The sequence below is a fragment of the Cellvibrio sp. UBA7661 genome (genome assembly GCA_002483365.1).
Lineage (GTDB): Bacteria > Pseudomonadota > Gammaproteobacteria > Pseudomonadales > Cellvibrionaceae > Cellvibrio.
This window is the reverse complement of record DLHT01000006.1, coordinates 358058-372528: the sequence shown is the minus strand read 5'-3', so window position 1 is coordinate 372528 and position 14471 is coordinate 358058. Positions and strand designations below refer to the sequence as shown.

12 protein-coding genes are annotated in these 14471 nt (G+C 42.5%); 8 read left to right on the top strand and 4 right to left on the bottom strand.

Annotation, left to right across the window (positions count from 1 at the left end; genetic code table 11):
- The first annotated feature begins 16 nt into the window (after positions 1 to 16).
- On the top strand, positions 17 to 2644 hold the full coding sequence (locus B2739_RS05695; RefSeq protein WP_331344900.1) for a tetratricopeptide repeat protein: 2628 nt from the start codon (positions 17 to 19) through the stop codon (positions 2642 to 2644).
- Positions 2645 to 2714: 70 nt separating this feature from the next.
- The gene (locus B2739_RS05690; RefSeq protein WP_331344899.1) at positions 2715 to 3743 is read left to right on the top strand and encodes a GNAT family N-acetyltransferase; all 1029 of its coding nucleotides are present in this window, start codon (positions 2715 to 2717) and stop codon (positions 3741 to 3743) included.
- Between the two features lie 10 nt (positions 3744 to 3753).
- On the opposite strand, the gene B2739_RS05685 is transcribed toward B2739_RS05690, so the two are convergent.
- The 4 genes from B2739_RS05685 to B2739_RS05670 form a co-directional block, all read right to left on the bottom strand.
- The gene (locus B2739_RS05685) at positions 3754 to 4932 is read right to left on the bottom strand and encodes a FemAB family XrtA/PEP-CTERM system-associated protein (RefSeq protein WP_331344898.1); all 1179 of its coding nucleotides are present in this window, start codon (positions 4930 to 4932) and stop codon (positions 3754 to 3756) included.
- 138 nt (positions 4933 to 5070) lie between these two features.
- Positions 5071 to 6075 carry a polysaccharide deacetylase family protein gene (locus tag B2739_RS05680; protein ID WP_331344897.1) on the bottom strand — a complete coding sequence of 335 codons (1005 nt, stop codon included), beginning with the start codon at positions 6073 to 6075 and terminating at the stop codon, positions 5071 to 5073.
- Between the two features lie 3 nt (positions 6076 to 6078).
- On the bottom strand, positions 6079 to 7086 hold the full coding sequence (locus B2739_RS05675; protein ID WP_331344896.1) for a polysaccharide deacetylase family protein: 1008 nt from the start codon (positions 7084 to 7086) through the stop codon (positions 6079 to 6081).
- A gap of 32 nt (positions 7087 to 7118) precedes the next feature.
- Positions 7119 to 8294: an ATP-grasp domain-containing protein gene (locus B2739_RS05670; protein WP_331344895.1), complete on the bottom strand. Its 1176-nt coding sequence runs from the start codon at positions 8292 to 8294 to the stop codon at positions 7119 to 7121.
- A 199-nt stretch (positions 8295 to 8493) separates the two neighbouring features.
- Here B2739_RS05670 and B2739_RS05665 point away from each other — a divergent pair, with 199 nt between their 5' ends.
- The 6 genes from B2739_RS05665 (at position 8494) to B2739_RS05640 (ending at position 14391) form a co-directional block, all read left to right on the top strand.
- Positions 8494 to 9615 carry a glycosyltransferase gene (locus B2739_RS05665; protein WP_331344894.1) on the top strand — a complete coding sequence of 374 codons (1122 nt, stop codon included), beginning with the start codon at positions 8494 to 8496 and terminating at the stop codon, positions 9613 to 9615.
- Between the two features lie 23 nt (positions 9616 to 9638).
- Positions 9639 to 10193 carry a hypothetical protein gene (locus B2739_RS05660; RefSeq protein ID WP_331344893.1) on the top strand — a complete coding sequence of 185 codons (555 nt, stop codon included), beginning with the start codon at positions 9639 to 9641 and terminating at the stop codon, positions 10191 to 10193.
- Positions 10194 to 10256: 63 nt separating this feature from the next.
- Positions 10257 to 11534: an O-antigen ligase family protein gene (locus tag B2739_RS05655; protein ID WP_331344892.1), complete on the top strand. Its 1278-nt coding sequence runs from the start codon at positions 10257 to 10259 to the stop codon at positions 11532 to 11534.
- A 51-nt stretch (positions 11535 to 11585) separates the two neighbouring features.
- Positions 11586 to 12470, top strand: coding sequence for a hypothetical protein (locus B2739_RS05650; protein WP_331344891.1), 885 nt, complete (start codon positions 11586 to 11588; stop codon positions 12468 to 12470).
- 9 nt (positions 12471 to 12479) lie between these two features.
- Complete coding sequence (locus B2739_RS05645) at positions 12480 to 13400, top strand: glycosyltransferase (RefSeq protein WP_331344890.1); 921 nt, start codon at positions 12480 to 12482, stop codon at positions 13398 to 13400.
- Between the two features lie 280 nt (positions 13401 to 13680).
- Positions 13681 to 14391, top strand: a complete 711-nt coding sequence (locus B2739_RS05640) for a hypothetical protein (protein ID WP_331344889.1) — start codon at positions 13681 to 13683, stop codon at positions 14389 to 14391.
- Positions 14392 to 14471: the final 80 nt, after the last annotated feature.

Below are 14471 nucleotides of genomic sequence, written 5' to 3'. Positions count from 1 at the left end.
CAGACAGGTGAAGACAATGAACAGTATTTCGAAAATAATAGTTATCTCGCTCTGTATATCTTTTGCTGCGTGTAGCGATAAACAAGAAAAAAATCTTGAAGATTCAAAGCGGCACGTTAGCTCTGCAAAAGTATATCAAGAGCAAGGACAATATAGAGCTGCGATTATTGAGGCAAAAAATGCTATTCAATTGATGCCTGATTCACCTGAGGGATATATCAGTCTTGCGCGCATTTATAACGAAATCGGCGCTAGTAGTGCGACACAATCAATGCTATTGCCAATAGTTGATAAGCTGCCAGAGGTGTCAACAGAGTTGGCGAACGCACATTTTCTTAATAGAAAATATCTCACTGCAATTAATACCATCACTTCTTATCCTGCAGAGGCTTCTCACCCTGAAGATAAACAGCGCCAAGCTTGGTTAAGTGCAATGTCCAATATTTATCTTGGCAATAAAGAGGGCTATGAGCTTGCGTTGAAGGAGTTTGTTGCTTTGGGCGGGAAAGATGCTGATGCAAAGTTCATTACTGCCAGTTACCTTATTTCAAAAGGTGAAATTGAAAATGCAAAAACAATATTAGTGGAAGTCTTGGAGGCTGATCCACAGGGAGTAGATGCGCTTTTCACAATGGCAAATGTCAGTGTTTATCTTAAAGACCTTGAGGCAGCTGAGCGCAATCTTACGCAAGCCCTGGGGCTGCTCAAGAAAACAGACATAATGAATACCAAAAGAAGTCAAATAATAAGTTTGTTGACTGATGTATTAATTCAGTTGGGGCGCACTAGCGAGGCTTACACTTACCAAAAGCTTCTTGCTGAATCCAATCCTGAAGGTAGTGCTGCTCAGCAGCGATTTAATGATGCGATGGAGCTGTATCAACAAGGTAAATATGCAGAAGCTGAAGTCATCCTGCGGGAACTGAGAGAGCAGTTTCCTAATGATAAAAATACAGGCACCCTATTAGGGTTAATTGAATATCAGCAAGGATCCAATCGTAAAGCAGAAGATTTATTTGATGAATTTATTGATCCTGAAACAGTAACTCCCTCGGTGCTTCAAGCTGCTGCACTGGTTAAGTTTCGTAATAACCAAATCGATGATGCCGTTGCATTATTAAAAAAATCTGCGGATAGTCAGCCTAATAATCCGATTGTACTTGCAACCTATGGGTTGGCTTTGCTTGATAAAGATCCAAAGAGTTCAGAAGGTGTAACCGTATTGGAAAAAAGCCTTGCGCTTGACCCAAGACAGCAACGTATTCGTATCGCGCTTGCAAATCGTCACATGGCCCTGGGGCAGCAGGAGCAGGCAGTAGCGCAATTACAAAAAGCCTATCAAGAACAGCCGGACGATTTTTATATTCAACAGTCTTACTTCAAAGCCCTGTTAAGTAATGAGCAGGCAGAAAAACTTGAAGAAGAAATTAAACGATACAAAGATAAAAGCCCCGATAGTTCACGCGGATACTTTTTTGATGGTTGGTACCAATTTCAACAAAAGAACTATAAAGCCGCCGAGCAACAATTTGAAAAAGCGATAGCTGTCAGAGATAGCAGGGAAAAAAATCTTGCTTACGCAGGTCTGGCTCAGTTGTATGAGGCACAAGATCAAACGCAAAAATCGATTACTGCTTGGCAATTTGCATTACAAGAAGACCCTGGCATGGTTGTTGGTTACTCGCGTTGGTTAACGCAGATGCGTAAGCTTAATCGCGACTCGGACGCGCTAACCTTTTTGAATGGACTGGAAGAAAAGACTTTGCGTTGGGAGCCTTCAATTGTACTTGCGCAGCTTTATGCTTCAACGCAAGAGCTAGGCAAGGCAATAAAGCATGCCGAGCTTGCATTGGAGCGCAGTAATCAAAATGCGAATGTAAAACAGCTGACTGCAAATCTTTATCGAGTGCAAGGCGTTCAATTTAGGAGTCAAAATAAATTACCTGAGGCTCGTGAACGCTTGATGAAAGCCGTAAAGCTGCAACCGGAAAATGCTAGCTTCTTAGGTAATCTTATCGAAACAGAAATTGCGGCTCAGAATATCCCTGAGGCGCAAAAACTGCTTGATCAATTTATCAAAGTTCCAGAGAACGAAGGTGAGCGTTTATTTTTGCAGGGTTTGATTCGTTTTGCTGAAGATAAGAAAGAAGAAGGGATACAACTCTATCTTGATTCTTGGTCTGCCAAACCAATGGAATCTGTCGCCGAGCAAATTTTTGCTTATTATCAAAAAGCGGGCGACAAATCCAAGACGGAGGAATTTCTTTCATCCTGGATTGAAAAAATTCCCGAGAGTAAAGCGGCTTCTTTAATGATGGCTGTTACAGCTCAGGGCAAAAATAATATGGATGATGCCCTGACCTGGTATGAAAAATCAGTTGCACTAAACCCTAATATGCCTGCTGCATTAAATAATCTTGCATGGCTGTATTATGAGCGCAAAGATCCTCGCGCATTGGAATACGCTAAAAAGGCCTATGATATGGCGCCTAACAGCGCCCCCATTGCTGATACCTATGGATGGATTTTGGTAGAGAAAGGCGAGCTGGCAAAAGGCATTGAGATACTATCTAAAGCAGCACAGCTTGAACCCGACAACAAAGAAATAGTAGATCATCTAAAAGAAGCCAAAAGTCGGCAATAGCAATAACATAATCGCGAGCCTATAAGAGTAGTCTCGCGATTTCTTTTTTGATTCTAGCGAAATGACTGGCATGCCTGATTTTTTCCCCGAGACTAATTACCCAGGTATGTTTGCCAGTCATGAATGGGTTGATGCTTGGCAAAATGCTTGGTCAGATTGTATCGATATTACTGCATTGCAAAGACACACCGATCCTGAGAATTGTCGTGATGGATTTTATACTTACGAGCTAAAAAAATTAGCGTGTATAAAACTGATAACGCTTTTTTCCGCTGGTATATCAACACCTGTTAGTCCGAGTCTAAGAAGCGAATATTTTAATCTGGATAAAAAGCATGCTGCACTGCTCCTGCAATCTGCTTTGCGGTTTCAATGGGATCAATTTTATATTCCTGATCTCATTTTGGATTCTGATGAATATCGTGAGCTTTGCCGAGTGGCATATAAAGAAAATATAAAGCCGATTGTCCGTGATCAATCAATAAGTTATGCCGTTCAACTGAAACATAACGAGTTTGCAGATTACTTAAAAAGATTAGGCAGCAATACCCGGTTGAAGTTATTTAATAAGCGGAAAAAACTTTTTCTGCTGGGCGATATACGAATAGAAAATCTCTGGCCAGATATAGATGCGTTTATCGATGTATTAAATCTGTTTCATCAGCAGCGTTGGGGCCGGCCCTGCTATTCAGGGCGTAATCGGGTACAAATCACATATTTTTTAAAGCAGATCGCACTTGTCGGCGGCAAACCGGACTTGTCCATTATTTATTGTAATGACGAGGCAATATCTGCAGTATTGGACTTGTCATATCGGGGAAGAATTTACAATATCCAATCAGGTTATCGTGAAAAATTTCAGGATGGCATTTCGCTCGGAACACTGCATTTTGGTTTTCAATTAGAGAAAGCATTTGCCTCTGCCGCTGATTATTATGATTTTATGGCAGGCCATGGCAAGCATAGCGATTATAAAAAATCGCTCGCTACGCACAGCACTACGTTAGTTAGTTTGATGGTTGTGCGCAGCAGATGGCTTCAGGGATTGTATGCGGCAAATGATCTGCTCAGTCGAATCAAGAACCAGCATAAACCTTAATTAACTGATATTAAGGTATTCCTCTAATAATATGAGGCCCCAATAAATTGGCTACCCATAAAGGTAGCCACTTCCACAAGGCAACAAATATTTTTAGCTTGGGATTGTCGGGATTCATTTCAGGTTTGGGTGTGTTAGGTGGCAACACGCAATACCAATAATGTTGACAGGGCTCTGCTCCCCATTGTTTTTTAAATTTGTAGGTGCCTGCATCCAGTGTTGACCGACCAAAATCAAAATACGAACAGCCTTTTTGAATAGCAAACGATAAAATCTGTCGGTACATCCACATATTGGTATTGTATTTGTTAGCCGACTTTAAGGTTGAAGCCCAAGGGATCTCCATAAGCGTTCCATAGCTCACTAAAAAACCACATGAGACAGGTTTTTTGCCTACGTATACAACAATGATATTTGCGTCCAAATCAGGATGGCTGAGAATGTTTGCAAACCATTTTCTCGCGTATACCGGTGTTCCTAAATCGCGCATGTTTTGTGAAAATACCTGATAAAAATCATCGAGTAATTCCTGTTTTCCGATTTTTACTTGCGGTGAAAATTCATCTGCTTTTTTATATTGTGCGCGTACTTTACTGCCAAGTCTTTTATCCAAGGTTTCATCATCTGTAGGCAAACGCAATAGCATAGAAGCCTTTTTAGTTGATGGATTATCGCCAAGTCCCTCGTGAATGCTGCGTATTTCAATATGTTGCAGGCCGAGCTGTTCGCGTACGCTCTCCAGCGACTGCATTAGAGATCTACACACATCATTGTATTCGCTGACCACTCCGCCATAGTTTAAATAAGGCATGGAAACACCAAATTTCCCGAATAATGGCGATGAAAAAACTGTAAATGGAATTCCGCCAAGTAGGTCGCCGCTAATTGAGCGAGCGCAGAGAATAAATGATGTGTGACCAAAGGTCTGTTCGACAACCTGTGCCCACGCCGGGTTATGGCTTGGCAGTGTAAATTTATTGTTGCGCACAAATTCTGTCCAATCATTTACCGAATCAAAATCTGCTAGTGCAATTTTTATGTCATTGCCCCAGTTGTGCTCTTTATCAAGCCGCGAAAAAACTTGCGTTGATGACGAATCAGGATGCAGAGTTTTTTGCTGCGTATTACCTGTTTCAGCTGCTTTTATATCCGCTTCAAGTTGGGCAATCTTTTGTGAAATTTCTTTCATTAGTGCCAATTGTTGGGTGTGCTCGGGTGTGTTTTTTTGTAAATATTTGAATTTGCCCGAGATGATTCCTTTCTGGGTTTTAAGCAGTTTTAATTCGTGGAGTTGTTGTTCCATTGTTTATTTCATCACTAGCGAAAATTAAATGCGACTGCGAATATATTCCAGCCAGGAAGAGTAGCGAACAAATTTTTCGAAATTTGCGGGAAAGCTGTGCCGTTTAACTAAAAATGGATGTTGTGCGATTTGATGCTGGCTAATATTGCCCGGCATTGATGTCACTGCGCCAATAAAAAACTGTGTGTTTTTGACTAACTCGGTATGTTGTTCGGAGAAGTCACTCAGCGTTCCTGATGGATAACAAAATACCTGCGAGGGATTTTCCAGTTCACGCGCGAGCAAATCATGTGCCCGTTGTAATTCGTGTTTAATTTCTGGGTCTGACAAAGCAGAAAATACTCTGTGGGTACAGGCGTGAGAACCAATGCGTAAGCCCGCTTTTTCCGCCTTGCGCAAGCTGTCCCAACTGCTTGGTTTGTAGTTGGGTGGAGCGGGTTTGTGCGGATCAACATCCAATGCATTTAACAGTGCAGTGACGTATTCGACCAGTAAGTTTGCAGGTAGGCTTTTTCCAAAACGCGTTAGCTGCCTACGGCTAAGGCGTTTTGCTTCCGGCGCACTAAAGTCCAGTGCAAACGTTTGATTGTTAAAATGAAAACTCAGCTGAGATTGCCGTGTATTCCAAATGGCATCACTGATCCTGGAGTCCCAAGGCCAATCAATCCCCTCTACCATATCGACAATAGTAAATAGCGTTGGCTTGCAATCATGTCTTAATAAAATAGGTACTAATTGATCCAACTGGTCTTGATAACCATCATCCAGTGTAAAGCAGAGTGTTGGACGTTTTGGTTTTTGTTTTGCCAGCGCGTTTTCAATGACCTCATCAATTGAGGCAAATTCAAATCCGGCAGCTTTCGCATAAAGAATGCACTGTTCCAATAACTCGGGGCCTACTCCATCATAAGCACCATCAAGCGGGCGGGGGCGATGAATCATATAGATGGTTGCATAGTGCCCCACAATCGCGTTCATCAATGATGCGATGGGTCGTGATGTGAGTGTTTGATAGAGAATGCCCCCCATGAATCAAGTCCACCCTGATAAGCGCGCACCCAATAAGCGCGCGGTATAGCTGACATTTTCATGCAAGCCAATGCGGCAGAGTTGGTGTGCAGGCGTGGTGCGTGCATTTACAATTCCGCGCTGGGTAGTCACTGCGGCCATGTAAGTGCTGCGAACAGATTCCAGTGCAGTGGTGTTGTAGTCGCCGTTTGGAAAGCAAAAAATATCTATAGCTTCTGGCAGCTGTTGCGCGAGTAGGGTTTTGCTGTCAACCACTTCATGAATGATATCGGCAGCGGGCAATGTGTTATTAAGACGTTTATGGTTGCAGGTATGCGACCCCACTTTTACCCAGCCGGAATTTGCCATAGCGCGCAGTTCATCCCAGTTCATCAGCCCACGCGGTAGTGTAAATGCGAGATGTTGTTGCCATCCAATAGCATCCAGCGCTGCAAAAATATCAGCATCGCTGGATTGTTTGAGTGCACGAATAACGGCAGCCATATATTCGCGGTTGCTAGTGTCGGTTACCGAAGATACCTGCTGCAACGCGCGCGCAAAAACCGGGTGTTCAGCCATCGCATTGGTGGCATTACTAGCCAATAGCGCGCTGACCAAATTAGGCCAGAATTGAAAGTCAGTCCCTATTTTTTCTACTACGGCAAACAGGGTTACAGGCACTTGTTCCTGTTGGATTATGGGCAGTGCAAACTCATAGTTATCGTACCAGCCATCGTCAAAAGTAATTGCACAGGCGCGGCGTGGCAGTGGCTTACCCTTTGCGCGCAATTCCAACCATTCACGCAGATCTATCACATCGAAATGCTGTTTCAACTGGCGTAAATGCAAAGCAAAGGTTTCGGGTGTCACTATCATTCCCGGTTCTTCCAGGCGGTAGCGAATATCTTCTTTGGGCAAAATCCGGTGATACATCAAGACCCATAGCTGAGGATCGCGGCCAAACCCTGCAAAGCGATGCGGACCAAATTGATTGGCAGCACTAATAACGCATTGCTTGATGAGTTGTTTCATGGCTGTGTTGGTCCGCTATTGATGGATGTGCTTTACGCGCGCCCAAGTAGTTGGCGTAGGTAAGTTTTAAATTCATAAATACCAGGGCCCATGTCGTCCAGCCGGTTGGTTTCATGCCGGGTATTGAAGGGAGATGGTACTAAAAAGGCCAGAATGCGTTTGAACTTGTAGCTTAAGGGAGCCGCGCTTTTCAGGCACAGATATAAACTGTCCAGATCCCCCAGCAGCCAGCGCAGGCGCTGCCCCTTTGTGTAATTGTCGGGGATATCGCCTTCAATGCCCAGTTCTGCTTGTACCAATAGGCGAGGAAAATCCACACCGGAATCAATCGATAGTTGCAGCGAGCCCCAAAAGCGCGTGTTCACTTCCATCAAATAGGGGATTCCCTCAGGCGTTACCCTGAATTCCACCATGGCAACACCATGCCAATGCACATGGTCTAGCAGTTGTTGCGCATAGTGTTTGAGTGTTTCATCAACAGCAACGCTCTCACTTAATACGCTCACACCACCTTGCGGAGGTTTTTCACGCAGGCGTTTGTGGGCAAAAAAAACTACTGGCTTCCCATGGTTGTATAAACAAAACAAGCCCGCACCCGAACCAGGGATAAATTCCTGAATCATAAACGGGTATTGCGCCAGATAAGGCGCGCTTGCGAGGGCATTCTGTAAATCCTGTTCGTTCTGCAACAGTTTTACACTGGTGGAGATCCAACCCTTGGCAGTATAGATGCGCGATAAACAAGGTTTGATCACGCAAGGATACGTCATGTTCTGTGCATCCAAATCGGCGCTGGAGGAAAGCAGCCTAAATGCTGGCACGGGCACTCCCGCAGATTTTGCTTGCTCCAACAAACGATACTTATCCGCAAGTGACATAACCGTATCGTAATTGGCAAATGGCAGGCGCAAATCGCCTAACTGTTCGCTGTGCATCAGCAGGAGTTGGCTGGTGATTTCCGTAACCGGAATGACCAATGAATAATGGGTTGCCGAACAAATTTGTTTGACCCATTGCAAATACAATTCGGGCTCGTCGGCTGAACTGGGGGATTGTAAATAATCGCTGGAATATTTGGAGTGAGCAGCGAGAGCAGAAGGCGTTGAATCAGCAGAAACAATGCGGATATTTTCAAGCTTACCTAATGAGCGGGTAACGGCCAGGGCACTTCGCTGTGCAGCATCAAGAACAAGGATAGTGTGTGTCATGTCTCTGCAACCGGCCCTAGTCAACAATAAACGGCAATCAAAAAAACAATTGTACTACTGTGCAAATCTGCATTTCGCAGCAATGGTTTATGTGAAAGCCGGAATCATACGGATTGCCTAACAAATCCACAAGCTTGCAATAAGAAGGTGATAGAATGCGCTCTTTGTAAAAACTCGCATCGTCAATCGGAAGGAATTAATGACCGATAAAAAACGAACCATTCTTCACGCGATAGACACCACCGGCCCAGGTGGTGCAGAAACTGTTTTTCTTGATATCGCACAGCATCTTCATCTTCCTTATTATGACAATCTTGCCATCATTAAAGGCTCTGGTTGGGTGGAGGATCAATTAAAGTTACGCGGTATTCGCTATCGTATCGTTAAGCCGCATGGTTTTTTGTCTATTCCTTATTACTACCAGTTGTATAAGTTAATTCGCCGTGAAAATGTTGCGCTGATCCATGCACATTTACTTGGCTCGACACTTACCTATTCCATACTATCGTTGCTTGCGCGTTTACCGCTGATCGCCACCTTGCATGGTCGTGTTGATATCAATCCGCGTGAGCGGTTTGTATTTATCAAGCAGACGATTATGCGTATGGGGGTAGATAAGCTTATAGCGGTCAGTCGTGATCTGGCGGCCTACATTGAAGCGCGCAAACTTTTTCCCCGTAAAGCAATAGATGTTATCTACAACGGAGTTGACCAGCACCGTTACACTGCAAATGCACCGAAAAAATTAAAAGCGCAATTGCAACTTCCCGATGATGCAATACTGATTGGCAGCCTTGGCAATATTCGACCGGCGAAAAATTACGAGAATTTAATTTCCGCTGTCAGCTTATTAAAAAATCCGCAGTTACATTTTGTTATTGCGGGGCACAAAAAAAAGGATTTGATGGAAAAGCTGGAGGCACAAATGCAGGCGCTGGGTGTGGCTGCACAAATGCACTTTATTGGTTTTTATGACAATACCCCGGAGTTTCTTGCGCAGATGGATATGTTTGTACTCTCATCCAGCTCGGAAGGTTTTTCTATTGCCACCATAGAAGCAATGGCAGCAGGCCTACCGGTCATTGCCACGCGTTGCGGAGGACCAGAAGAAATACTGCAGCACTTAACAACGGGGTATTTAGTTCCTGCAGAAAATCCTGAAGCGCTTTCTGCGGCGATTAAACATCTGCTAGACAATCCTGAATTGGCATCGCGGTTGGCTAAAACAGGGCACGACCATATGCGCCTCACCTTTTCGTTAGGTGCAATGCTACAAGCTTATCAGCAACACTATTACAGTTTGCTCCATGAAAATGATTAAGAACAACCACTGAAGGTAAAGCTGTGTCGGTATCAGAAGCTATTAAAAATCGCTTTGGCTCAAAAAAAGGCATGCTGCGTTATTTCATTTATGAAGTGCTGCGTGTTTTTGGTGTGTATCGTAAATTGACACAAATAGATTTCACGCAAGTACAGCGTTTGGTATTTGTTTGTCAGGGCAATATTTGCCGTAGTCCGCTGGGTGAAGCTGTTGCCCGCCAGCAGGGCTTTGCTGCGATATCATTTGGATTAGATACGCGCGGAAATGATCCAGCAGATCCGCGTGCAATTGCATGGGCACAATCTAATGGCTACAACTTGCAAAATCACATCACGCAGCGTGTAGATCAATACACGCCGCAAGTAGGTGATTTATTAATTGGCATGGAACCGCGCCACATCCGCAAATTGCAATCCTCATTTGCACAAGCACCGGTACAAATTACGCTGATAGGTTTATGGTTGAAATCGCCTTTGGCCTATTTGCATGATCCATTTAATGCAAAACCGGAATATTTTTCTCGTTGCGAACAATTGGTTGTAAAAGCAACCAACGAATTATTTAATCAAGTTAAATAAATTATCGGCTGCTTTGATATTTCTGGGTAAAAGATAGATAGTAATTAAGAGATCATTCATACAATGAGTAATGAAACTGTTGAGAGCTTTTATGCTTTTAAAGTAGGTGCAATGTGGCGCTACTTTAAAAAGCAGCATTTTTCATTCTGGATGATATGCGGTTACCTGTTTTTTGAGTTTGTTAAGCCGCAAGCGCTTGTTCCTGCAATTGATATTTTGCCTTGGGCTCAACTGTTGCTAATTGGAGCGATGGTTGGCGCGATTGTGGATCCAACAGTGAAATGGGTATCATCAGCGGTTAATATTTTTATCGTTATTTTTCTAGTAACTATTTTAATTTCCGTCGCTACGGCAATCTACCCAGAATTCGCACACAAAAATTTTATGCTTTTTTTTGGTTGGTTCGTGATTTATTTTTTAGTAATTAACATCGTTAATACGCCCGAAAGATTTTATTTATTTCTACTTATTTATATTCTTGCTGCAGGAAAAATCGCGCTTGGCACTTCAAAATCTTGGGCGTTTCGCGGGTTCAGTTTTACGAGCTGGGGCTTAATGGGGCCGAAAGGTTATTTCCAAAATTCAGGAGAGCTCGCAATATTAATGTTAATGTTATTTCCTTTGGCTTTTTATATCTACCAAGCGTTAAAGGAAAGGATGGCGTTATGGGAGCGAATGCTGCTCGCGCTATTCTGGATATGCCCCATTTTAACAGTTCTTGGTGCTAGCAGTAGGGGGGCTCAAGTAGCGCTGTTCATGCAACTAGTGTTCATGTTCAGAAAAAGTCTATTCCGTGTAAAGCCTCTTATAGGAGTAATAGTTTTAAGCACTTCTCTTTATTACCTGTTGCCTCAGGAGCAGAAAGATCGGTTCAGTAGCGCGGGCGATGATAAAACTTCAGAGCAAAGGTTGCTTTACTGGGAGCACGGATGGGAAATGATGAAAGACTATCCCTTTACTGGCGTTGGATTTTATAACTTCATACCTTATTACGAAGCGCATTTCAGTTATGACATGCTTTATCCAACGGCTCAGCTGCCGCATAATATTTTCATTCAGGTTGGTACAGATGCTGGATTTATAGCAACTACATTATTCCTTTTAATTATTTGTTATTGTTTAGTAATGACGTACAAGTTAACAAGAATAAAAAATATTGAACCTTTCACTAAAGCGGTAGCTGCCGGATTAGGTATGGGTGTGGCAGGATATGTAATCGCAGGCCAATTTGTTACAGTTGCCTATTATCCTTTTCTATGGGTTCATCTGGCGTTTATCGTTTGCTTGACTAAGATTACAGATGTGTTTGTATACGATAAGCCTTCAAAAACTGAGCACTAATTGCTTTGCCAAGTGGCTCTGTCCGCCTTTTACCTAATTTTGGAGATATCCATGAATTTCTTTAGAACAGTAATTTATGTCGGAATTATATTTTTATCTTCTCATTCGTCTTCTTATGCGGAAGTAAAAGTTCTTCTGGAGGAAAATTTTGATACTCCCGGGAAGTTGACGTCCGGTTTAGGCATTGGATATCAAGCCGGTGGGCTAGTGGAAACGAGCTTTTTAGATGAAGATCAGATCAATGTCACTACGAGTGAAGGAGTGCTTAAAGCTGTTTACCCTGTTAGTAAAGGCGGCGGCATATATGGTTGGGCCAGCTTTGATATGACTCCTTATAACACTTATGAAGTTTACGTAGAGTTTCATGCTCGCATGCCAAAAGAGAAACAGGGGATTAAGTTTTTAAAAATCTTTGGAGGCGCTAATACAACATTCGGGCTGGATTACACAGGTATCTCATCAGGTAAAGGCTCCCTGTATCAGGTTTCCTTTGGTGATGGCACTACTACACAAAACGATACGCAGAATGTAATCAATTTGAATGGCAACAATCCGAGTTGGATTGGTCGTTCTTATGGAAAGGCGGTTGTTAATACTCCAGAGAAAAAAGGTTTTACTGCGGCGGATTGGGGAGATAAATGGCATCATTTTAGATTTAAAGTGAAGTTCAACTCTGCTATCAAGAATAGTGACAACACATACACCGAAATTAATGATGGCGAATACTATGTTGAGATAGATGGGAAAGTGTATGTCGATGCAACAGGCTTATTGAATCGCCATCCAACGAATGGCCCTATTACAAAGGTCGCTCTATTGGATTGGGCTCAAAACGTAGATAAATCTTTTGAAATTTATTATGACAATCTAAAAATTACTACAGGTGGGTTTGATGGCACAGGTCCAAGTGGGCCAAAAGATTTTAAGCGTCAGTGAGTCCTAGCAATGATATCTGTAATAATACCCGCTTTTAACGAGGCAAATTATATTAACAAGACCTTATCTACACTAGATAGGTTTGTTCAGAATAATGATGTAGAAGTTATTGTGGTTGATAACGGAAGTAGTGATAAAACTGCAGATATATGCAGTCAGTTTAAATGGGTAAAGTTAATACAATTAAATTGTCGTACTACAGTAGCTGATGCTAGAAACATTGGAGTTGCACAATCGTCTGGTCAATGTTTAGTTTTTATTGATGCTGACATATTAGTAACAGAAAAGTGGTTTCTTGCTGTTTCTAATTTCGCGGAAAGTATTGAGTTCAACGATCTTATAGTAACAGGAAATAAGGTTTCAGTATCTCAAGACCCCTCGTGGATTGAGACTGGTTGGTTTGCGTGCCTTAAAAATACATCTGCATCTTATATAAATTCTGGAAATTTGGTCTGCTCAAAAAAGCTATTTAATTCGATTGAAGGGTTTAATAAGTTACTAAAAACAGGGGAGGATGTTGATTTTTGTGAAAGAGCAAAAAAACATGGGGCACAAGTGAAACCGGATCAGGAATTTTTTGTATATCATGAGGGGTACCCTAAAACTCTGAAAGCTTTTTTTGTCCGAGAGCGGTGGCATGGCATCGGAGATACTCAATCGATAGGAAAATTTATTTCATCCAAAGTTGCAGTGCTGTCGCTATTCGTGGCTCTTTTAACGGGGTGTTTTCTTTTAGCTGTGATTTTTGGTTTGTATAGCTACGCGTTACTGATTCTTTCCGGATTGGGGCTGATTAACTTTGCAGTCCTTCTTGTGCGTTTGAAAATTACGTCAGTTTCTCAGTTTGTTTCGTCTCTGGCGCTTAACTACATTTATTTATTGGCAAGATTTACATCTATTTTCAGTCATAGACAAAATCGTATTCGTTAGCGTGCGGCGCGTAAAAGTAAAGTTTCGTGATCCTCTGTGGATTTGCCTTATTGCTTTGTGCCGAAATAGTGGGTGACAATAGTCAAAATAACAATTTCGCTTCTGCTGGCGATGGCATAAAGAATATACTGGGCTTATACGATGAAGTGCAGGTAAACGAAATCAAGCTCTCAGAATTTAGAAAAGCACTGGTTGCAGTTTTTCGGCGGGCTCCAGAAGTTGTTCTGTTACTTTTTGTATGTTTGAGCTAAGGCACTTTGATGCGAACAAGGAGTAAGGCATGTCTAAGTTAATATATAAAACTGTTTTTCTATTTCTAATGCTTTGTTCTGGTGAAGCTAAATGTCTCACTATAGAAAATGTCGATGCATTTCATCAGAACGATAATCTTGCTGTCCGGGACGTAGATACTGGTTTGGTATGGTTGGATTTTGGCGTCAACAATGGGGCGAGCATTAACTCCGTTGTAGACAGTCTCAATTCTGTCTATTCCGGATGGCGCCTTCCAACCGAGGCTGAGGTGATCAGTTTTTGGGACAAGCTTTCGGTGTCAGATCTCACCAACATATTTGATTTTTGGGGTGCCAATAAAACTCCCGCCGACAATCTTCCTTACCTCTCATGGGGTTACTTTGTTGATAACGAAGGTTACTTGGGTGCCGCCTACATCATGGAGGAGCCAAGCGCTTTGCGAGGTGCGACAACCATGAGCTTTTCAGGTGGCAAAATAGTTGCGGGGATAGAAAAGAAAATTATCGATATGAAATATGACGGCTCAAATTACTATCTTTTTGATCTGGATGGTGCTGCTGAAATAAGTACATTGCTCGTAAAAAAAATTGAAGTGGCCGAGCCTTCCCTGTTATATCTAGTATTATTGATACTTATAATACCTTTAAGAAAGCTATATCGCCTTGGATCGATACATTTGAAAAAATCGGTGAGCTTTTCCAGTTCAGCTGAGGCACCGAAAACAAGATATAGCTATTAGTGTATATGTGCCTCTATTAAGAAAGTACAGGTGAGTTTCATCTTAATTTAAGTACTGCAGAGCGATTCAATCAAGTACTC

Bases quoted from the DNA above. Each gene is read 5' to 3' on its own strand.
- B2739_RS05695 (WP_331344900.1), top strand. From the start codon at position 17: ATGAACAGTATTTCGAAAATAATAGTTATCTCGCTCTGTATATCTTTT.
- B2739_RS05690 (WP_331344899.1), top strand. From the start codon at position 2,715: ATGCCTGATTTTTTCCCCGAGACTAATTACCCAGGTATGTTTGCCAGT.
- B2739_RS05685 (WP_331344898.1), bottom strand. From the start codon at position 4,932: ATGAAAGAAATTTCACAAAAGATTGCCCAACTTGAAGCGGATATAAAA.
- B2739_RS05680 (WP_331344897.1), bottom strand. From the start codon at position 6,075: ATGGGGGGCATTCTCTATCAAACACTCACATCACGACCCATCGCATCA.
- B2739_RS05675 (WP_331344896.1), bottom strand. From the start codon at position 7,086: ATGAAACAACTCATCAAGCAATGCGTTATTAGTGCTGCCAATCAATTT.
- B2739_RS05670 (WP_331344895.1), bottom strand. From the start codon at position 8,294: ATGACACACACTATCCTTGTTCTTGATGCTGCACAGCGAAGTGCCCTG.
- B2739_RS05665 (WP_331344894.1), top strand. From the start codon at position 8,494: ATGACCGATAAAAAACGAACCATTCTTCACGCGATAGACACCACCGGC.
- B2739_RS05655 (WP_331344892.1), top strand. From the start codon at position 10,257: ATGAGTAATGAAACTGTTGAGAGCTTTTATGCTTTTAAAGTAGGTGCA.
- B2739_RS05650 (WP_331344891.1), top strand. From the start codon at position 11,586: ATGAATTTCTTTAGAACAGTAATTTATGTCGGAATTATATTTTTATCT.
- B2739_RS05645 (WP_331344890.1), top strand. From the start codon at position 12,480: ATGATATCTGTAATAATACCCGCTTTTAACGAGGCAAATTATATTAAC.
- B2739_RS05640 (WP_331344889.1), top strand. From the start codon at position 13,681: ATGTCTAAGTTAATATATAAAACTGTTTTTCTATTTCTAATGCTTTGT.